The sequence below is a fragment of the Acinetobacter pittii ATCC 19004 = CIP 70.29 genome, from assembly GCF_000369045.1.
Classification (GTDB): domain Bacteria; phylum Pseudomonadota; class Gammaproteobacteria; order Pseudomonadales; family Moraxellaceae; genus Acinetobacter; species Acinetobacter pittii.
Window position 1 is genome coordinate 551,477 of record NZ_KB849786.1, and the last position, 20,894, is coordinate 572,370.

18 protein-coding genes are annotated in these 20,894 nt (G+C 38.4%); 10 read left to right on the plus strand and 8 right to left on the minus strand.

Annotated elements, in window-relative coordinates:
- Positions 1 to 32: 32 nt before the first annotated feature.
- The 4 genes from yrdA to F928_RS06810 all read right to left on the minus strand — a co-directional run bounded on the left by yrdA (position 33) and on the right by F928_RS06810 (position 2,883).
- Positions 33 to 569, minus strand: coding sequence for a gamma carbonic anhydrase family protein (gene yrdA, locus F928_RS06795; protein ID WP_005073289.1), 537 nt, complete (start codon positions 567 to 569; stop codon positions 33 to 35).
- A 90-nt stretch (positions 570 to 659) separates the two neighbouring features.
- Entirely contained in the window at positions 660 to 1,808 is a 1,149-nt protein-coding gene (gene dacC, locus F928_RS06800; RefSeq protein ID WP_002118558.1) for a D-alanyl-D-alanine carboxypeptidase PBP5/6, read from the minus strand.
- A 126-nt stretch (positions 1,809 to 1,934) separates the two neighbouring features.
- Positions 1,935 to 2,357, minus strand: a complete 423-nt coding sequence (locus F928_RS06805) for an MCR_0457 family protein (protein ID WP_016806044.1) — start codon at positions 2,355 to 2,357, stop codon at positions 1,935 to 1,937.
- Positions 2,358 to 2,511: 154 nt separating this feature from the next.
- A complete protein-coding gene (locus tag F928_RS06810; protein WP_005073292.1) occupies positions 2,512 to 2,883 on the minus strand; it encodes an MCR_0457 family protein in 372 nt (123 codons plus the stop codon).
- Between the two features lie 101 nt (positions 2,884 to 2,984).
- On the opposite strand from F928_RS06810, the gene surE reads away from it, so the two are divergent.
- The 3 genes from surE to aaeR all read left to right on the plus strand — a co-directional run bounded on the left by surE (position 2,985) and on the right by aaeR (position 5,726).
- A complete protein-coding gene (surE, locus tag F928_RS06815; protein ID WP_005073294.1) occupies positions 2,985 to 3,755 on the plus strand; it encodes a 5'/3'-nucleotidase SurE in 771 nt (256 codons plus the stop codon).
- A gap of 111 nt (positions 3,756 to 3,866) precedes the next feature.
- Positions 3,867 to 4,694 (plus strand): peptidoglycan DD-metalloendopeptidase family protein, encoded by an 828-nt coding sequence (gene nlpD / locus F928_RS06820; RefSeq protein ID WP_002119027.1) that lies wholly within the window; start codon positions 3,867 to 3,869, stop codon positions 4,692 to 4,694.
- A 102-nt stretch (positions 4,695 to 4,796) separates the two neighbouring features.
- Positions 4,797 to 5,726: a LysR family transcriptional regulator gene (aaeR, locus tag F928_RS06825; protein WP_002118686.1), complete on the plus strand. Its 930-nt coding sequence runs from the start codon at positions 4,797 to 4,799 to the stop codon at positions 5,724 to 5,726.
- Between the two features lie 50 nt (positions 5,727 to 5,776).
- Here the strand turns inward: aaeR and ycbZ are convergent, their stop codons facing one another.
- The gene (gene ycbZ, locus F928_RS06830) at positions 5,777 to 8,395 is read right to left on the minus strand and encodes a Lon protease family protein (protein WP_005073298.1); all 2,619 of its coding nucleotides are present in this window, start codon (positions 8,393 to 8,395) and stop codon (positions 5,777 to 5,779) included.
- Between the two features lie 165 nt (positions 8,396 to 8,560).
- On the opposite strand from ycbZ, the gene F928_RS06835 reads away from it, so the two are divergent.
- The 4 genes from F928_RS06835 to rpmE all read left to right on the plus strand — a co-directional run bounded on the left by F928_RS06835 (position 8,561) and on the right by rpmE (position 12,686).
- Positions 8,561 to 10,735, plus strand: coding sequence for an AmpG family muropeptide MFS transporter (locus F928_RS06835; protein WP_005073300.1), 2,175 nt, complete (start codon positions 8,561 to 8,563; stop codon positions 10,733 to 10,735).
- A gap of 22 nt (positions 10,736 to 10,757) precedes the next feature.
- Positions 10,758 to 11,159 carry a lactoylglutathione lyase gene (gene gloA / locus F928_RS06840; protein ID WP_005067992.1) on the plus strand — a complete coding sequence of 134 codons (402 nt, stop codon included), beginning with the start codon at positions 10,758 to 10,760 and terminating at the stop codon, positions 11,157 to 11,159.
- Positions 11,160 to 11,293: 134 nt separating this feature from the next.
- Positions 11,294 to 12,265, plus strand: coding sequence for a bile acid:sodium symporter family protein (locus F928_RS06845; RefSeq protein WP_005803805.1), 972 nt, complete (start codon positions 11,294 to 11,296; stop codon positions 12,263 to 12,265).
- A gap of 196 nt (positions 12,266 to 12,461) precedes the next feature.
- Positions 12,462 to 12,686, plus strand: a complete 225-nt coding sequence (gene rpmE / locus F928_RS06850; RefSeq protein WP_001200845.1) for a 50S ribosomal protein L31 — start codon at positions 12,462 to 12,464, stop codon at positions 12,684 to 12,686.
- 62 nt (positions 12,687 to 12,748) lie between these two features.
- Here the strand turns inward: rpmE and F928_RS06855 are convergent, their stop codons facing one another.
- The 3 genes from F928_RS06855 to epmB are packed head-to-tail and all read right to left on the minus strand — an operon-like array spanning position 12,749 to position 17,634.
- Positions 12,749 to 14,860 carry an EAL domain-containing protein gene (locus F928_RS06855; protein ID WP_005073304.1) on the minus strand — a complete coding sequence of 704 codons (2,112 nt, stop codon included), beginning with the start codon at positions 14,858 to 14,860 and terminating at the stop codon, positions 12,749 to 12,751.
- Positions 14,857 to 16,602: a hypothetical protein gene (locus F928_RS06860; protein WP_005073306.1), complete on the minus strand. Its 1,746-nt coding sequence runs from the start codon at positions 16,600 to 16,602 to the stop codon at positions 14,857 to 14,859. The genes F928_RS06855 and F928_RS06860 overlap by 4 nt, the downstream gene beginning before the upstream one ends.
- A gap of 15 nt (positions 16,603 to 16,617) precedes the next feature.
- Positions 16,618 to 17,634, minus strand: a complete 1,017-nt coding sequence (epmB, locus tag F928_RS06865) for an EF-P beta-lysylation protein EpmB (protein ID WP_002118545.1) — start codon at positions 17,632 to 17,634, stop codon at positions 16,618 to 16,620.
- A 73-nt stretch (positions 17,635 to 17,707) separates the two neighbouring features.
- Here epmB and efp point away from each other — a divergent pair, with 73 nt between their 5' ends.
- The 3 genes from efp (at position 17,708) to F928_RS06880 (ending at position 20,843) form a co-directional block, all read left to right on the plus strand.
- Entirely contained in the window at positions 17,708 to 18,277 is a 570-nt protein-coding gene (gene efp, locus F928_RS06870; RefSeq protein WP_002118666.1) for an elongation factor P, read from the plus strand.
- A gap of 164 nt (positions 18,278 to 18,441) precedes the next feature.
- Positions 18,442 to 20,541: a carbon starvation CstA family protein gene (cstA, locus tag F928_RS06875; RefSeq protein ID WP_005073308.1), complete on the plus strand. Its 2,100-nt coding sequence runs from the start codon at positions 18,442 to 18,444 to the stop codon at positions 20,539 to 20,541.
- Positions 20,538 to 20,843, plus strand: coding sequence for a YbdD/YjiX family protein (locus tag F928_RS06880; protein WP_000980869.1), 306 nt, complete (start codon positions 20,538 to 20,540; stop codon positions 20,841 to 20,843). The genes cstA and F928_RS06880 overlap by 4 nt, the downstream gene beginning before the upstream one ends.
- Positions 20,844 to 20,894: the final 51 nt, after the last annotated feature.

A 20,894-nucleotide genomic window follows, 5' to 3' on the forward strand; every position in this document is an offset into this window, starting at 1 on the left:
TATCAATTAAACTAAAAATAGCAAAGTTAGACTTAACTATTTTTATGATTATTTTGCACTTTTACATAATGTCTTGCTGAATAAGGAAGGAACGCCAGTTCTTTTTCAGTCAATGGCCGCACTTGTTGTACAGGGCTTCCTACATAGAGATAACCGCTTTTTAAGACTTTGCGAGGCGGGACTAAACTTCCTGCACCAATCATCACATCATCTTCAATAATTACGTCATCTAGAATAACGGTGTTGATTCCGACTAAAACACGGTTGCCAATGGTACAGCCATGCAAAGTCACATGGTGTCCAACCGTTACATCTTCACCAATAATCAGAGGTGAGCCATTCGGTTTGGCATCATTTTTATGGCTTACATGCAACATACAATGGTCTTGTACGTTACTGTTTTTGCCAATTTGAATACTATTTACATCACCACGGATGACTGCAAAAGGCCAGACAGAAACATTTTCAGCTAAGCTAACGTCACCAACCACAACAGCCATTTCATCGATATAACATGTTTTATCTACTTTAGGGTGGTGTTCAAGATAAGGACGAATGTTCTTTGCCATGAGTAGTATCAAAATAAAATTTAGTCGAATTATAAAATAAAAAAGCACTCAGGCTAAATAGCATGAGTGCTTAATTCAACTATTCAAAAATTAGAATAAGTTGCTGAAGAATTGTTTGATATGATCGATTAAACGAGCAAAGAAACCTGCTTCTTCAACTGGCTTTAGTGCAACTAAAGGTTTTTCAGCAATTACTTTGCCATCTAGGCTAGCAACAAGCTTACCGACAACTTGACCTTTTTGAAGTGGTGCATTTAAGTTAGGTTGAACCACTAACTGAGTTTTAATGCCATCAGCTTTACCTTTAGGCATAGTCACACTAAAGTTTTCCGCTAAACCGACTTGAACTTCATCTTCTTTACCAAACCAAACTTTTGCTTTTGCAAGAACCTGATTGGCTGGTTGAACATTTGCAGTTTCAAAGTTTGCAAAGCCCCATGCCAGTAAGGTACGCGTTTGATCGGCACGTTCAGACATGCTTGGAGTACCAAAAATCACTGAAATTAAACGCATTGGACCGCGTTTACTTGAAGTAGTTAAGCAGTAACCAGCTTCATCTGTATGACCTGTTTTTAAACCATCTACACTTGGGTCGGTGTAAAGCAAGGCATTACGGTTACCTTGTTTAATACCATTAAAAGTAAATTCTTTTTCAGAGTAAATTGGGTAGTATTTTGAACTGTCTTTAATAATATGTTGTGCTAACACAGCCATATCTTTTGCAGTTGAATAGTGGCCTTCAGCTGGCATACCAGTCGAGTTAATAAACTGGGTGTTTACCATGCCGATACGTTTTGCTTCCTGATTCATCATATGAGCAAACGTGCCTTCATTTCCTGCAATATGTTCAGCCATTGCTTTTGATGCATCATTACCTGACTGGATAATAATACCGCGGAGCATTTCTAGAACTGTCGCTGTACCGTTTAAAGGAACATACATACATGATTCAGAGCTACTTCCTTTACACCATGCAGACTCGTTCATACGAACCTGCTCATTTTCAGTCAGTTCACCTTTTAATAATTTTTGTTCAATGATGTAACTGGTCATCATTTTTGTCATAGACGCAGGTGCAAGCTTTTCGTTTTCATTTTTAGAAGCGAGAATTTGGCCTGTCTCATAATCCATTAATACATAAGACTTATTATTTAATTCTGGCGGAGCTGATAAGACAGTTGCTGCATAAGAAAAACTTGGTAAGAGGAGTAGTGCAGCAATAGCGCTTTTTCGAGTCATTCTAGGTAATTCCAATATCTTGTATGAAGCAGAAGAGCCTAGCATTTTAGGATAAAGCAAAGCCGACTTCTACGGGAGAAGTCGGCTTTTTCAAACAGTATTGTAACTCAAGAGTTTTTTACTAATTTAGTTTTGCGATTGATATGCTTTCACGTCTTGGCAAACTAATGTGTTTTGTTCATCACCGGCAGCTTTCGCATCGCTACGTGCTTCTTTTAAGTATTTCTTGAAAGCTTTGTCTTTACTACGTTTTTCTAATGCAGAAACAGCATCAGTTTCATTTGGTAGGTAGTCTTTAACTAAACGTTCATAGCCTTGAGCAAAATCAGCGTCTTTTTTACCAATCAAACTTGGACAAATTTCAGAAAGCACTTGAATTGCAGCTAATTCTTCAGGAGTCGTGCCTTGTTGTGGAGTGACTTCAACAACATTTTCATTTTCGGTTTTCTTTTCAGTTGTTTTCTTCTTATCAGCAGCAAAACCAACTGTTGCCATGCTCATAAGTAAAACCAAAGAGAGCGATTGAACTAAGCTTTTCTTCATAAACATCGATAACCCAAAATAAAATTTCTAAATATGCCGTTAGCTTAACCAATTTAGAGTTTAAAAAAATGGAAAAAATGTATTGTTATGTTGGTTTTCTGCTTAATGGCAAACAGAAAACCCAAAATGAATAAGTCTCTATATCACAAAAGAGTAAGATCTATTCTTTATAATTAACGATCTCTTCACAGAGCTCATGTTGCTCATGATGATCCATTTGTTTTGCCGCAAGACGTGCTTCATTTAATAAAGTTTTAAATTCAGCATCATTTTGTAGAGTCGCTAAGGTCATTGATTTATTTGAATAACCACTTAAATACATTGCAATAATCTTTTGAGCGTTTGACTCAAGTTTTTTATTTGTTCCGACAAAAGCTGGGCAGATTTCCTGCAAAACTTGCGTTGCGGCAATGTCATCTTTAATTAAGCTATCAGCCTCTTGTGTTGAGATATCCTCATCTGCAAAAACCGCTTGCGTACACAATGTGATGCTGATCCCCAATACCTGAAAAAAAGGAGCAAAAGTTTTCATTTTTTCACAATTTTATAATGCTATGGAGGCATAAATATATATAATTCAACAAATAATTCAATTGTGAAAACCTTTAGGTTTATTTGTAGAGAAAGATTTTAGTGAATATTTTAATTGCGAATGATGACGGTGTTTTTGCGCCAGGTATACAGGCTTTAGCTGAAGCATTAAGACCACTTGGACGCGTGGTTGTGGTTGCACCAGAAAGTGAAAGAAGTGGTTTTTCAAGTGCATTAACATTGGATCGACCATTACGCCCCATTCAAATTGCCGAAGATGTCTGGGCAGTGAATGGTACACCAGCAGATTGTGTTTATTTATCCATGAATGGTTTGTTTGATTTTGAGTTTGACTTGGTCGTGAGCGGAATCAATAGTGGTGCGAACTTAGGTGATGATGTTTTATATTCAGGAACAGTCGGTGCTGCATTTGAAGGTCGTTTAATGAAACAACCTGCAATCGCTGTGTCTTTAGCGGGTCCTGATGTACGTGCTTATAACGATAAAGAAGATTATGCTCAGGCTGCTCAATGGGTACATGATTTTATTGCAAGCGGATTACCAGCTTTGCCTCCGCGACATATCTTTAATATAAACATTCCTGACGTGCCGCAGTTAAAAGGGGCGCAGATTACATATCAAGGTCGCCGTGCTCAATCTAAGCCTATTACCAGTCATGTCGATCCACGAGGCCGTCAAGTTTACTGGATTGGTCTAGCAGGTGAGGCGGTTACAGATCCGCAACGTGTTTCTAGCCAGATTCAATCTGATTTCTTTGCTGTTGCAAACGGTTATGTAAGTGTTACCCCTATTCAAATGGATGCAACAAATTACGCTGTTTTAGAAGATTTACAGATCAGTTTGAGTCAATAATTTGCCTCGAATGTTATAACTTTGTGAATAAAGAAAAAGAGGAACGTGTTTCCTCTTACTTTTTTGGTACTCTTAGCCGAAATGATTTGTAGCATTTAGTGAGGGAGATCAATGCATTTAATTGGGCAACAAAGCAGAGTGCATATCCAAAAAGACAAAATAATGAAAATTATGTTGTTGTCTGTGGCTGTAGGTTTTACCGTTGCTATGGCAGGGTGTGCTTCTAAACCACAAATTAATAATAGTTCTCGCTATGCAATGGCTCCTAACTATTACACAGTTCGTTCAGGTGATACTTTAAGTGGTATCGCAATGCGTTATGGCCTCGACTATATTAGTATTGCCGAAATGAATGATATTGCTCCGCCATATCGTATTTATGTTAATCAGTCTTTGCGTTTGAAGAAAGGTTCTTCACCAAGAACAGTATCTACGCAAGTCATGGCACAACCTGAGCAAATCAAACGTCAAACCATTGCTCTACCAACCACACAACCTGTTACACCAGTAACTCAGCCTACAACGACCGCACCGTCAACGAATACGACAGTGACTTCGGTTGCACCAAATTCTAGTTTACGCTGGATAAAACCGAATAATGGGCCAGTGATTCAAGGGTTTAATTTGGCAAATAATGTCAAAGGAATCCGTTATGGTGGAAATCAGGGTGACCCTATTTATGCCGCAGCAGATGGTCAAGTTGTCTACGCAGCTGATGGCTTAAAAGAATACGGCAATCTGGTTTTAATTAAGCATATTGACGGCTATATCAGTGCCTATGCCCACAATAGCAAGATGTTGGTGAAAAGCGGTGACAATGTAACTGCTGGACAAAAAATTGCCGAGATGGGCTCTACTGGGGCTTCTCAGGTCATGCTTGAGTTCCAGATCCGTTTGGATGGAAAACCAATTAATCCTATAAATCTTTTACCAAAATAGCTAATGCATAAAACTTAGGTTTCCTCGTATAATATAATTGGTTGCTTTCATTACAACAATAAGCATTTTTTTATAAATTTAGAATTAGATTTGAGGAAACCTATGTTAGATCAGCTTCGTGCGATGGGTGTTTTTGCTTGTGTGGTTGAAAAAAGTTCATTTAGTGGTGCGGCACGTGAATTAGGAATTACAACAAGTGCGGTGAGCCAGCAGATTCGATCCCTTGAGCATGAAATGGATGTAATTCTATTACATCGCTCCACGCGTAAACTCAGTTTGACAGAAGCCGGACAGGCTTTTTTTTCAAGCTGTCAAGAAATGTTGGCGGCTGCTGAAAGGGGGAAAATCAGAATTAATGAGTTGAGGGATGACTTAATTGGGGATTTGCGTATCGCAACTACTCCTGATTTAGCAGTTCAGCACCTCATTCCTGCGTTATCTCACTGGATGTCAGCTCATCGCGGTTTATCTGTGCATTTTGAAGTTGGGCATCGTTATATCGACTTAATTGAAGAGCGAATTGATATTGCAGTGCGCATGAGTTCTACGCCGGTAGAAGAAAGCAGCTCTGTCATTCCGATGGCTTTTGTCGATCAGATTTTGGTAGCTTCTCCAAGTTATCTGAATCAATCTAGTCCAATTGTGCATCCTAATGATTTAAGAGATCATGAGTTATTATCAATTAATGTCATGAATGACGCGCACCATTTCCATTTTCAACATGTAAAAACGGGTGAAACACTTAATGTTGAAATGCAAAGCCGTTTGCAAAGCAATAATTTACAAGTTGCAAAAGCGTTATGTCAGCAAGGACATGGTATTGCAAGAATTTTATATTTAGATGCTCAAAAAGAGTTAAAAAATGGTTCTTTAATTGAACTCATGCCAGATTGGAAATTACCAACTTTTACTTTGTATGCAGAAGTTGCCAAGCATGACCAACAGCCAATGAAAATTCAGCGCTGTGTTGAAGCACTTAAACAATATTTTAGTCAGTTAGCAGGAGGACGAGCGATCCAAATCGTTCGCTAATTTTCGCCTCTAAAAGTAAAAAGGGCCTGTATTTGACAGGCCCTTTTTTATTATTTCTGTTTTAAGGTTGCGACTTCTTCTACACTTTCTTGCGGCAGATCTTCCGCAGTAAGTTCTTCATGCTTCTTAATTTTTTTCTTATTTTTCTTTTTCTTCTTTGGCTCCTCTTCAATTTCTGCGCCATCTTCAATGGCTTGCCAATATTCGAGTTGCTCCATTACAGCAGCATAAATAGAGTGTTTACTGTACTTACCTTTTTTGTCGAGTGTACCGACAGGGCGGGCCATTAAAATCTCAAGCGCTTGATCAATCGTATCAATCGCATGGATATGGAATTGACCACTTTGTACCGCATCAATTACATCTTGGCGTAACATCAAGTGCTGCATGTTTTGACGTGGAATAATGACACCTTGTTTGCCAGTTAAACCTTGTAATTTACACGCATCATAGAAGCCTTCAATTTTTGCATTTACACCACCAATTGGTTGAACTTGGCCTAACTGGTTCATAGAACCCGTAATTGCCCATGATTGATCAATTGGTATTTGGCTAATTGCAGAAATTAATGCAGAAAGCTCGGCAACTGTTGCACTGTCGCCGTCTACTTGTCCATAACTTTGTTCAAATGCAAGCGCAGCAGAGAAATGTAAAATCTGTTCACGACCGAAGTGAGCTTTCAAGAAGCTAGACATGAGCAATACGCCTTTGGCATGCAGTGAACCGCCAAGTTCTACACTACGCTCAATATCAAGAATATCGCCACCACCTTGATAGACTGATGCAGTCAAACGTGAAGGTAAACCAAACTCAACATCTGCATAGTGAATAACAGAGAGGGCATTAATCTGACCTAAACGATGACCAGAAGTCTCGATTAACTGAGTTCCACGTGACAGATCTTGCCAGTAAAGCTCTCTTAAATAGCCTAAGCGATACTGTCTGTGTTGTAGTGCCAAGTTAATGTGCTGGTCAGTTACAAGCTTTTCATTGGCTTTAAATGCATGGTGATGTGCTTCGCGAATGAGGTCGCCTAAAGTTGAAGCATGTAACGACAGTGAGCTTTGGTCTTCTGCCTGACGACTTGAGTCGGTAAGTAAAGCTGCTAAAGCACTGCGGTCAAACGGAAGTAATTTATCCGCTTGTACATAGTCAGCAATTAGCTGCATGTAAGCTTGTTCATTTTCGTCATTACGTTGCAGAGTATCAGTAAAATCTGCACGTATTTTAAATACGCTACCAAGTTCTGGTTCTACTTCTAAAATTTCATAATAAATTTCAGGTTCTGCCATAAGAACCACTTTAATATCAAGCGGAACAGCAGCAGGTTCAATCGAGATAGAGCCTGTTAACGTCAGCATATGTTCAAGAGAAGAAAGCTTGAGTTGGCCTGATTTTAAGGCGCGCTTTAAACCTTGCCATGCATAAGGCTGTTCGAGTAATTGCTCGGCCTCAAGCATTAAAAAGCCACCATTCGCTTGATGTAGAGCACCTGGACGAATGAGAGTGAAATCTGTGGTAATTGTGCCGTTGTGAGTAAGTTGTTCAACATGACCAAGCAAGTTGTAGTGCGTTGGGAAATCTTCAAAAATAACCGGTGCACCACTGTTTGGTTTGTTTGAGACAATTACATTGGCCTGATAACGTGCAGGCACACGATTGAACATTGCCGGAGCAAAGTCATCTTCTTCTTGCTCTAAAATGAGTTCAACATTATCAATTACATCTTGAGCATATTGTTTTAAATAATCTTCAAGGCCCTTGACTTGACCATATTTATTTAAAATCAAATCCATGCGTGGCTTAACCACTTGAGTCGCGATGTCTCGATTCAACACAGAGACTTTGTCACGTGCGTCATCTTCTAAATCACCTAAATGCAAACCAAGACGCTCGAGTTTTTTATCCATGTAGCGAACATTCGCTGCAATTTCAGCACGTTGCTTAGTATTTAGAGCATCAATTTCTGTTTGAGTCAGTTCTTGCACCTGATCATCTTTTACTTGTACAGGTACAAAGCCATGCTTTTCATTACGGGAGATGAGTTTTAAGTCGAGCTCTTCGCCTTCTTTGGTTAACTCGACAAGCGCTTGTTGCTGCTCATCTCCAGTTTCCTCACGGATACGCTCAATCCGGTTATGATAGGTCTCGGCACTAAAACGGCGTTCAAGCTGTTTTAAAATAATTTGCCAAGTTTGATGAAGGGCATGTTGAAACTTTGTCCCTTGTCCAGCAGGGAAGCGTAGAGCAAGTGGTTGGCGTGCCTGCTTAAAATTATAGACATATACCCAGTCATCTGGAGTAGGCATTGTTTTCGCATGTTGTTGGAGTAAACGCTTAATCATGGTGCGTTTACCTAAGCCTGCTGTTCCTACTGCAAAAATGTTATAGCCAGAGTAGGGTAAAGAAATACCTGCTTCTACCGATGCTTTGGCACGGTCTTGCCCTAAAAAGTTATTAAGCGGTTTTATAGGTTTTGTAGAAGCTGGAATTTTTTCAAAATCTGGAATATGTGTAAGTTGTTCGGGTTTTAAGGCTGTTTTATCCAAAGTCATTTTTATATCAGGTTGCTCAAAAGCTGAAGGAAATGCATTTATTGTGACGTTTGTGGTGTTTGTTTTAGCGAGTGATAAAGTTGAGATGGTCACTTGATCAAGTTTTTGTGTCACTGTTGATATCCAGCAAAAGAAAACGAAGGTTGAAGCTTAAAGGTATACAGGTTTAGCATAAAATATCAAGCAAACTTGCCGTTTTTATCGCCAAAACGAAATTGATTGCATAAAGAATCTTGAAAGCAATTGTAAGAAGGGTTTGAATAGGCACATTTATAATTTATGGAAAATAAAAAACGAATGAGTGCTGAATCAAAAGGGTGGAAAAGTTCCTTTATGGCCTTCTTGGATCGCCGAGCAATTATTATGTTGTTTTTAGGCTTTTCATCAGGAATTCCCATATTTCTAATTTTTTCAACCTTATCATTTTGGTTGACTGAAGCTGGAATTAACAGAAGTACTATCACCATGTTCTCTTGGGCAGCTTTGGCTTATTCGTTCAAGTTTATTTGGGCACCTTTGATAGATAAATTACCACTTCCTTATTTAACAAGAAAAATGGGGTTAAGACGTAGTTGGCTATTAGTTGCACAAATTTTGGTTATCTGTGCAATTTGCTTAATGGCATTTACAAATCCCTTACCAAATACTTCTGATTTTGGCTCATTTTCAAATCTGACCATTATGGCAGCAGCTGCTATTTTCCTTGGCTTCTCTTCAGCTACTCAAGATATTATTGTTGATGCTTATCGTATTGAATTAACTGAAGATCCTAATGTGCAAACTGTTTTAGCTTCAACGTATAATGCTGGATATCGTACTGCTACAATCATTACACAATTAGGTGCGTTATTATTTGCAGCTTCACTGGGTACAGCTGTTGGTAATTATATATATGAAGCTTGGCGAACTACATATTTATTAATGGCAGGCCTCATGGGTATAGGAATAATTACAACATTATTTATTCATGAGCCTGAAGTTAAACGTATTCAACATCACTATCAAGCTAAAGACTATTTTCAGTTATTCTCGGTTTTTGTTATTTCAACCATCGTTTTTGGGATTAGCTTTTACCAAATTGGTTTAATTTTTGATTCGTTTTCTATCGAAGATGCTTTTTTAAACTTTCTACTTTTAGTCATTAAATTTTTAATTAGTATATCATTTGCGGTTATTGTAATTTTGGGGTTAATTAAATTTGGTCTAATTAATAAGAAAATTGTTGTAGAAACATGGTTGTCACCTTTACTAGATTTTTTTAAGCGATACGGATTAAAAGTTGCTTTAGCAATTTTATTGCTAATAGGTTTTTATCGTATTTCAGATGTCGTTGCTGGTGTAATGGCTAATTTATTCTATTTAGACTTAAATTTTGATAAAGAAGAAATTGCTTGGTTTAATAAGTTTTTTGCAATCTTCTTTGTCATATTGGGTGGTTTTCTCGGAGGAATGTTAGCGCAACGCTATAATGTAATGAAAATGATGTTGTTAGGAGCAATTTTAGCAAGCACTACCAACTTGATTTTTGTTGGATTAGTTAAATCTGGCGCTACTATGCAAAATGTTCAAGTCCATATAGGGGATCAAACTTATACTACAAGCCCTGATGAAGTAGGAAATTGGTCACTAAAATTCCCGAGTAATACATTGACGACAGCTCAGAATGAAGTCTCAATTAATTCTCAGCCTGTAGGCTATGCTGAACCTTTAAAGATAAACCTTCCAATAAAAGTATTTAACTCAGAATCACAACCAGATATTTATGTTCAAGCAATTGGTGGAGATAATCTTTTATATAAAGATGAGCTGAAAAAAGATGTAATTCTTCATGGTAGTTTATTGAATCTACCTAAAAATAGTGAGCTAAAATCCGTTAGTATTTTATTGAATTCACAAAACAAAATAGAAGGTAAGATTAAAGGTAGTGATTGGAATGTTATTATTCCTGGAAATGATCTTGCTAAACTTAATTCAATACAAGTAGAAGCAAATTATGAAGCCAATAAGCAAATACATACTTTAACTTTAAACCATTCTTATCAAAAGCAGCTAGAAGAGAATCAACCTCGTTATCGTATGAGTTTATCCGATATTCCAGCGATTCCGATTGATAAAAATATGGATATCGAATTGAAAGGAAAAGTAGTTGTTCCCTATAGCAAAGTTTGGTTAGTAATGGGCATCATATTTGATAACTTAGCCTCCGGATTAGCTGGGGCAGTTTTTATTGCATTTCTTTCTAGTTTAACTAGTGTGTCATTTACTGCCATGCAATATGCTATTTTTAGCTCGCTAATGCTGTTGTTACCAAAAACGATTGGTGGTTACTCAGGTACAATAGTGAATCATATCGGTTATTCAGGCTTTTTTACGGCTACATTTTTGATGGGATTACCAATTTTATTACTCGTGATTTGGGTGGGTAAGTTGTTGGCTAATCAATCATCAAAATGAAAGTTTCCTAGGAGATAAATATATGCGAATGCTTCATACAATGTTGCGAGTAGGCAATTTAGAACAATCTTTAAAGTTCTATACCGAAGTATTAGGGATGAAGTTACTTCGTAAGCGTGATTATGAAGAAGGGCGCTTTACACTAGCATTTGTTGGTTACGGCGATGAAGAAACCAATACCGTGCTTGAGCTTACCCATAACTGGGATACATCAAGTTATGATTTAGGCAATGCCTACGGTCACATTGCCATTGGTGTTGATGATGCCTACAAAGCGTGTGAAGAAATTAAAGCACGTGGTGGCAAAGTTGTGCGTGAAGCGGGGCCAATGAAAGGTGGTGTTACTGTTATCGCATTTGTTGAAGATCCAGACGGCTATAAAGTCGAATTGATTCAACAAGATGCTAATGCGACAAATAACTAAAAATTGACTGTGATGCTTTAAGAATTAGTTCTTAAAAGTCTAGCTTTATTTTTTTAGCCCAGTATGATGAACGCTTGACCAAATGGTCAATTTATCAACTGGGTTTTTTTATTTATCTAGAATAATCATAGGATATGGCTATGCTGAAGTTATTGGCGCTTGATCGATTTACAGTTTTGTTAGTTGGAATGGTGCTACTAGCAACATTTTTTCCAGTCAGTGGTCAAGCAGCTCAATATTTCAATACACTGACCACAGTCGCGATTGCAATCTTATTCTTTTTGCATGGTGCGAAACTATCACGTGAGGCTGTGATTGAAGGTATTTTGCATTGGAAAATGCATTTACTGGTCTTCGCATTTACTTTCTTTATTTTCCCTGTAATTGGTCTGTTGGCTAAGCCAATTTTATTACCTCTGTTAGGTCAACAACTGTACTGGGGTTTTTTATTTATGTGCTTTTTACCCTCTACAGTTCAATCCTCTATTGCATTTACGTCAGTTGCAAAAGGGAACGTGGCGGGAGCGGTGTGCAGTGCATCTTTTTCAAACTTGATTGGTATGTTTATTACACCAGTCTTGGTGAGCTTTTTTATTTTAGGCCAAAGCCAACATGGATTTGACCCGACGACTTCAATTATACAAATTACATTATTACTGTTAGTGCCATTTATTTTAGGTCAATTATTACGTCCTTATATTTTCCCTTATATGGCAAAAGTTCCGAGTATTGTTAAAGCATTCGATCAAGGCTCGATTTTGATGGTGGTGTATGGCGCATTTAGTGGAGCAGTAGTTGCAGGACTTTGGCATCAAGTAAGTTGGAAAACTTTACTCATTCTAACAATTGCGTGTTCAGTGCTCTTAACAGTCATTATGCTATTAGCACTTTACCTACCACGTGCTTTAGGTTTTAACCGAGCAGATCAAGTTACGGTTTTCTTTTGTAGCTCTAAAAAGACCTTGGCAAGTGGTGTTCCGATGGCGCAAATCTTATTTATTGGCCAACCATTAGGCATGATCGTTTTGCCTATTATGATCTTTCACCAAATCCAATTAATGGTGTGTGGCGTGATTGCAAATTACTGGGCTAAATCGAAAGATTAATTCGCAAAAGAAAATTATTTGACGTATAATGCTGCCCACTTGTTGTGCTTAGCTCTAACCCTAGAGGTTTCGGTGGGCCAAAAGAATGGTCTGTTGTGGTGTTGATCTGCTCATTTTGAGCCTGTCCTCAACTTAGTTGAGAGTGATCAATTGCGATGACAGCTTAAGCCTTTCTTCCAATTAGGAGTAATCGACGATGCGCGCCGATATTCACCCAAAATATGAAAAATTAGTTGCAACTTGTTCTTGCGGTAACGTAATCGAAACTCGTTCTGCTTTAGGTAAAGAAACTATCTACCTTGACGTATGTTCAGCTTGCCACCCATTCTACACTGGTAAGCAAAAGAATGTAGACACTGGTGGTCGTATCGACAAATTCAAACAACGTTTTGCTGGTATGTCTCGCTCTATCAAGCGTTAATACTGCAACACGAAACAAAAAACGGGCTTTATGCCCGTTTTTTGTTTTTCAGTACAAGACCATTATTGGTCTTGTACATCTGTTAATCGATCAAGTTTTTTCTGGAAATATTGGCCTTGCAAGAAACGAGTTTCTACATTCCAAGCATTTGCAAATGAGTTCATGTCATCTAGATCACTAAGTAAAATCCCTACAGGTTTTACAGTTAAATAGTTCAAAACCTTTTCTTGTAAGCGTGCTAAACCATCATCTGATTTTAATAGCTCAGTTTTCTTCGATTGCAGTTTTAAATATTGAACGTCTAGTTGTTGCAATATTGATTCGCTATAAATAGAAGAGCTGAAATCCCGAATCGAAATTTCTGCGCCGTGTTGACGCAGGCGAGCTATGTGTTGCTGGGCAATTGCAAGATGAGGCTGAATTGCTTGTTCTGAAAATTGTAAAACTAGGGGGCTTTCAAGCTTACTGCCAATAATGGTGAGTAGTTTTGAAATGAGTTCAGGGAAAGATTTATCTTTGAGCAAGATATCAATATTGAGGTTAATAATCAGTTTAGCTTTCGGGTACTGAGTAATAAAGTTATGTAGTTGCTTACATGCCTCAACCAAAATCCAGCGATCTAATTGAATAGAAAGTTCACTGTCTTCTCTTAATTCAGCCAAGTCATTTATGTCATACCATTGATCATCGCTAATAAAACCGCTAGTCACCTCATAGTTATGGGTTTCTTGATCGTGTTTATCGTAGATCTGTTGATATTTTAAATGAATTTCACTTCGAGCTAGCTGCTGCTTTAATTGCTGCAATAACGAAGATTGCATAGGAGTATCGACTTGCTCAAGGCTTAGATCAAGCGATAGAGAAGATTTGATAGGCTCAGGAGTGACAATATCGATGGTTGGTGCCAACTCAATTTCTGCCTGCGCCTTAGGTAACTCTTGCTGATTTGTTTGATCAAGTAAGCTTGTAAAGCTATCTTCATTTAAAGGTTCAGTAATTGGGGCATAGCTCAACTTAAATTGGATCGAGTAGTTAAGCTCATTGATCTTTAATAAATGCTCTTTTTGCAAACTTTGTAGACTAGTCAGTTGGGAGTTAAGGACTGTGCTGTTTTCAGCTTGTAAAACGCCAACATATGCACCAAGTTCGATATTAAAAATCGGCATTTGCGCGTGTTCTTTTAAGAAACTGTGCAGCTGATTAAAATATTGTGCAGGAGTTTGCCAATCTTGTTGAAATACTCGCTCTGGGCACTGATTTAATTTAAATAAAATTAATGCGTTGGCTTGAGCACGGTAGGTCGATAGTTGTCGATTAATTTGTTGCCAAGGCGTTTGTACACCATAACTCTTTTCTGAAAAAAGTGTATTTGCAGGTGTTTTTAAATCTAGTTGGTAGTCAATGGTTAACTGTACGGCATCTTCTTCCTGACTAGGAATAAACTCTAGTTTTAGAGCATTGTTACCTGCGATTGCTGCATGTTGACTCTGAATTTCAAAACGTGCCTGATCAAATTGGCCTAATGAAATTTTCTTAAATCTTTGTTTAAAAACATTTAAATCATCAGGTTGTAAAACATCTAAAATCGGTAGGCCAATAATCTCGTCTTCTTGCTTAAATCCAAAAAGGTTGAGGTATTCTGTGTTTGCCTTAACATGCATCCCTTCTTGAAAAAGGGCAACTGCTTTATGGCTATTGTTGACCAATGTTTGTGTATGGGAGTGAATTGTTTCTAACTCATTTGTCAGGCGTTGTTCCGTCTGCAATAAGTGGCTATACGACAAGGTTCGAATAAGATTGATATAAAAATAATCTAATGGTTCTAATGGAACTACATCATAGATACCTTTTTGAATATAAGCCTGATATTGCTGAGGCTGATAATCTTCAGGTTGTAATAATAAAACAGGTAAATTTGGCTGCTCAGATGCTTGAATGAGGGAGAGAGTTTGTTCAATTTTTAGGTCATAAGCACGACCAAAAATAATAGTATCCCACGGCGTATTTAACTGTTTTTCAAAACTTTTTAAATCATCAAGTAATAATGCCTGAACTTGATAATCATTCCCCAATAATAAATTTAAAATCTGGTTATAACGTAGCTGGTTGTCATCAATAATGAGTAAACGTGTTTCAGTACGTTTTAACTTTTTAGATAATAAAGAGTTTCTCACTTTAGTGCTTCCCATAAATCTTGAGTGCTAGAGTTATTACCCTTTTTCATCATGAACTGATCAAGCAGACCTTGTTGCTGCTCATTTAAAAGTTCGAAATGAAATTGAATAAAACTTTGCGTAATGAGTTGTGCTTTGAGTAGATACACTTTGATTTCTTCTGTCCCCAATCGTAAATGAATTGTTTGTTGCTCTCTAAAAATTTGAGAGCCCGGTAAAATAAGCGTATTTTGTATTTCTTCTAGATTTTGTGTTTGTAGTAATAGTGCGGGATGATAATTGCGAGTATGACGCTCAGCTTGAATATGCACTGAACAAGGGAACATGGCTTGCGACAAAATCTCTAAACCTAACTCTAGGGATTTTTCTGTCGATTGTTTAATCCAGCGAATCACACCGCCACGCCATTGTCCATGCAAAGTTTCTTTAACTAAAATGTATTCACCAGTTCTTAAGTTTTTCGGTGCTTCGCCAGACCATTTAATACGATATCCATTGACACTAATATCGAGAACGGTGGTTTGATAAATGGTTTTGCTTTCACGACTCAAGCGTTGATAAGAGCTAGTTTGTTGTTCTTTTTTCTCTAAGTTGGATAAAACTTTAGATTCGCTTTGTAAGTTATAGTTATGGTTAAGCTGTAGCGTTTCTTCAAAGTTTTTTGCTTTTGATAGATAGAAATGGGCAGTGCTTAAACCAAAACAAATTTGAAGCTCTGCATTGTATTCATAACGTTCATGGCGACGTTGAGCCGTTGTTCCTAAAATCGTTTGAACATGAAATTTTAAAGCTGGGCTTAAATAAAACTTTTCATTCTTAGAAATATATTGAGCATTTTTATGCATGGTTGCAGTGACATGCTCAAGTAAAGCTTGCGTACCGATGAAGATGCTAGGGTTAAAGTTAGAGCTACGCTTTGTATTATAGACAGGTGGGTGGTCTTTATTTGGATCGACCACATATTTCGTTAATGCGGTATCTTTCGGCAAAATATGAATCATTCTTGCCCAGTCAAAACTACATTGAAATAATGCCTGAATTTCTGACTGACGAATCTGGTTCGTATTTAAAATATCCAGCAAAATCAACTGAGCATAAGCTTGTGTAATATTCGCTAAAGGATGCTGTATGCCCTGAATATGATTGATATTGATGAGATGATATTTGTGCTGAACTGCGGTTTCATAGAGCTGATGCGCTATTAACCATTGACCTTTAAGAGGCTCGCTATAAAGCATGTGCTGCTGATAAAGGAGGCTCGTTAATTGTTGTAGCGCATGAAACGTCGATAAAGTACGCGCCGTTTGCAGATTCTTTTTTTGCTTATAGGCAAAAATTGAAAACTTTTGATGCTGTAGCTGCTCATGACTATTTTGTGCAATATTTAAATAAATACTGGCGAAATAGCAGCGGAGCAACATCGCTAATTCAATAATGTGCTCATTACGATCTGTACTAATCACGCCTTGGTTAAAGAAGTTTTTCTCTAGGCTGGCGAGTACATTGTTAATGGTCGGATGAAGCGTTTGTATGAGATCGAAACGTAAGGTTTCACTACATTTTAATTCATTGAGCTCTAAAATGGCTGTGAATAATGCTTTGGACGTATCACCGAGTTGCATAATAGAAAGGGTAGTGACCCATTCATTAAGATCTTTAATATTGGCTTCACAAAAGCTTAACCGTTCACGAGAGAGTTCGGTTTGATTGTGAAAAATGTCCGACAGCGCATTATTCATCATCACTTATTATATAACTCAAAAAGTTGTAGCCCCAAAAAGCGGTGTTTTATTCTTTTCGCCCGCAATTTCCCTAACGAGTTTAGGAACCAAATACCCCGGTAGGTTCGCTAACACGTCACGATAGATATCATCTATCTTGGATGATTCTAAATCAAAATGTTGTGCACCTTTTACTTTATCTAAAACATGTAAGTAATAAGGCATAACGCGAGCTTCAAATAAACGATAACTTAAATCAATTAACGTCTGTGCAGAGTCATTGACACCTTTCAGCAATACTGCTTGATTTAGTACAGTAATGTGATGGTCAGATAGCTGCAACAATTTTGAACAAGTAAAGTCATCGAGTTCAGAAGCATGGTTTGAGTGTACCACCAGAACTATACGCAGCCTACTGTTTTTTAATAAAGAAATCAGCTGTTCGTCGATCCGGTTAGGAATAACAATTGGGACTCGTGAGTGAATTCTCAGAATCTCGATTTGTTTGAGAGATGATAGGCGTTCTAACCAAAGTGCTAATTTACGGTTAGAAAGCGTAAGCGGGTCACCACCACTCAAAATGATCTCGTTAATGTTCGGGTTTGCTTCAATATAGTTTTTAATATTTAGCCAATCTTCATTTTTTGGCAAATTTTCTTGATAGGGGAAATGACGGCGGAAGCAATAACGGCAATGTACGGCGCAAGCACCAGTCAAGGTTAATAAAAAACGCGATTTATATTTATGTAATACACCCGGTAATTGATTTGCTGCTTCTTCGCCTAATGGGTCAGTCACAAACTCAGGATGTTCTTCGAGTTCTAGATGATGGGGTAATACTTGTAGCAAAAGCGGGTCAAGCGGGTTTTTAGCGTTCATTTTTCCGACGAACGCACGAGGAACACGCAATTTAAACTTTTCAGAAGCCAGAATCGCACCCGATAATAGCTGTTCTGAGGATAACTCGAGTAGGCTTAGCAATTCCGAAGGATCAGTAATAAGGTCACTCAGTTGAGATTGCCAGTTTTGCTCTTGGTATAAATAGTTTATCATTTGACACGATTAAGATAATGCAACAACGCATTATATCGCATAGTTGACTTGTTAAGTTTGGAGTGTGCCTTTCATGGCCTATTATTCTACAAATGATTTCAAAGCAGGCCTTAAGGTTATGCTTGATGGTAACCCATGTTCAATCATGGAAAACGAATATGTAAAACCAGGTAAAGGTCAAGCGTTCAACCGTGTAAAATTACGTAACCTTAAAACCGGTAAAGTATTAGAAAAAACTTTCAAATCAGGTGACTCTTTAGAAGCAGCTGACATCGTTGAAGTTGAAATGGAATACCTATACAACGATGGTGAAATGTGGAACTTCATGGATCCTGTATCTTTTGAGCAAATCGCGGCAGACAAAATTGCAATGGGCGATGCTGCTAAATGGTTAAAAGACGATTCAAATGAAAAATGTACAATTATGTTGTTCAACGGCGTACCTTTAACAGTAAGCCCACCGAACTTCGTTGTATTGAAAATTGTTGAAACTGATCCGGGCGTACGTGGTGATACATCTGGCGGTGGCGGTAAACCAGCTAAGCTTGAAACAGGTGCGGTTGTTCGTGTTCCGTTATTTGTTCAGCAAGAAGAAAGCGTTCGTGTAGATACTCGTACTGGCGATTATTTAGAGCGTGCATAATAGTTAAAAAATACACTATTATCGAAGGGATGATGTAAATCATCCCTTTTTTTATGCGAAAGTATAAGAGGAAAAAAGAAAAAGGAGGAGTAGAGTCACAGGGATTAAGAGAAACAGTACATAACAATATAAAAATGCTGTAGTTATTTATTGAGAGGTTAAGAATGGACACAATGCAAGCGAAATCTACGCTTCCCTCCAAGCTGGTCTGGAGCCTAGTGGCAATAATAGGTGCAATTTCTTTTGGGATGCTGGCACTCAGTCGTGGTGAACATGTCAATGCGGTTTGGCTTGTACTTGCTGCAGCATGTGTATATAGCATCGCATATCGATTTTATAGTCTATTTATTGCAACTAAAGTATTTGAATTAAACCCAAGACGTTTAACCCCAGCACATCGCTTGGCCGATGGTCTGGATTATGTACCCACCAATAAATATGTGCTTTACGGTCACCACTTTGCTGCAATTGCAGGAGCGGGACCATTAGTCGGACCAATTTTGGCTGCACAAATGGGCTTTTTACCAGGAACGATCTGGTTATTGGTCGGTGTGGTTTTGGCGGGTGCGGTACAAGACTTTTTAGTTTTATTTATTTCAACACGTCGAGACGGTCGCTCACTTGGTGAAATGGCAAAACAAGAACTCGGTTCTTTTGCCGGTATTGTGGTCATGCTTGGTGCGCTTGGGGTAATGATTATTATCCTTGCGGTACTGGCATTAGTTGTGGTGAAAGCACTTGCCCATAGTCCTTGGGGTGTTTTCAGTATTGCAGCGACGATTCCAATTGCATTGTTTATGGGCGTTTACATGCGTTTTATTCGCCCGGGACGTATTGCCGAAGTTTCTATTATCGGCTTCGTTTTAATGATGCTTGCCATCGTTTATGGTGGACAGGTTGCAGCAGATCCTTACTGGGGTGAATTTTTCACTTTAACAGGAACACAGCTTACATGGTGCTTAATCATTTATGGATTTATCGCATCAGTTTTACCAGTCTGGTTATTGTTAGCACCACGTGATTATCTATCAACATTCCTTAAAATTGGTGTCATTCTTGGCTTGGCCGTTGGTATTGTGATTGCATTACCTGAATTGAAAATGCCGGCCGTGACACATTTTATTGACGGTACTGGCCCTGTATTCTCAGGTAGCTTATTTCCATTCCTATTTATTACTATTGCCTGTGGTGCCATTTCTGGTTTCCATGCGCTTGTATCAAGTGGTACAACACCAAAACTCGTTGATAACGAAGCTGACATTCGTGTGATTGGCTACGGCGGCATGCTCATGGAATCTTTCGTCGGTATTATGGCGATGATCTGTGCAACTGTCTTAGACCCGGGTGTGTACTTTGCAATTAATGCGCCTGCGGCTGTACTCGGTACAACTGTAGAATCTGCGGCAGAAGCTGTGCGTAATTTAGGCTTTGTCGTTACGCCTGAAATGCTAACCGTGTTGGCTCAAGAAGTAGGTGAAAGCTCGATTCTTTCACGTACAGGTGGTGCGCCTACCTTTGCGATTGGTATGGCACATATCATTTCTGAAATTTTTAACAGCCGCCAAATGATGGCATTCTGGTACCACTTTGCGATTTTATTCGAAGCATTATTCATTTTAACTGCTGTCGATGCGGGTACTCGTGCTTGTCGTTTCATGGTACAAGACACGGTTGGTATTGTTATTCCTGCGGTTAAATCTTCAAGCTCATTCTTTGGTAATTTGCTAGGTACTGCTGTTGCGGTAGGTGGATGGGGCTTCTTCGTCTATCAAGGTGTGATTGATCCGTTAGGTGGTGTCAATTCACTCTGGCCTTTATTTGGTGTGGGTAACCAGATGTTGGCTTCAATGGCACTCATTTTGGGTACAGTTATTCTGTTTAAAATGAAAAAAGAAAAATATGTATGGGTAACGATTTTCCCAACAATTTTCTTGTTCATTACTTGTATGACTGCGGGCTGGCAAAAGATTTTCCACGAAAATCCAAAGATTGGTTTCTTAGCACAAGCGAATAGATTTTCAGATGCGATTGCACGTGGTGAAATTCTTAAACCAGCAAAAACACTTGAAGAAATGCAGACGATTGTGATGTCAAACCAAATCAATGCTGCACTTTGTGGCTTCTTCATGATCGTTGCGATTGTGATGGTGATTGCTGCGATTGGTATTGTGCGCCGTGCATTAGCAAGCCCGACACCAACTGCTCAAGAAGCACCAGCTGTATATGCGGACCCAGAAGTGGTAACCCCACGAGGAGAGTCATGATGAATTTTAAATTTGCAAAAAATGGAACTGTCATTATTGCGAAAATCATCAAAATGACAGTGCTCTCGCAAAAAGAGCTATTACTTTCTCCAAAGAACTGGTCGCGCATTGCAACCTTGTGGCAGCGTTTGCAGCAAAGCTTTCGACTCATGGTTGGGGTTCCAGACTATCAAACTTATCTGGAGCACATGAAAGCTCATCATCCTGATTTAACCCCAATGGATGCGACGACTTTCTACCGTCATTGTGTTGATTCGAGATATCCATCGGCAGGTGGTAACTTAAAGAAATGTCCTTGTTAAGTTGAGATTAATAGTCAGCTAAAGAAACGGTATGTGGTTAAACCATGTACC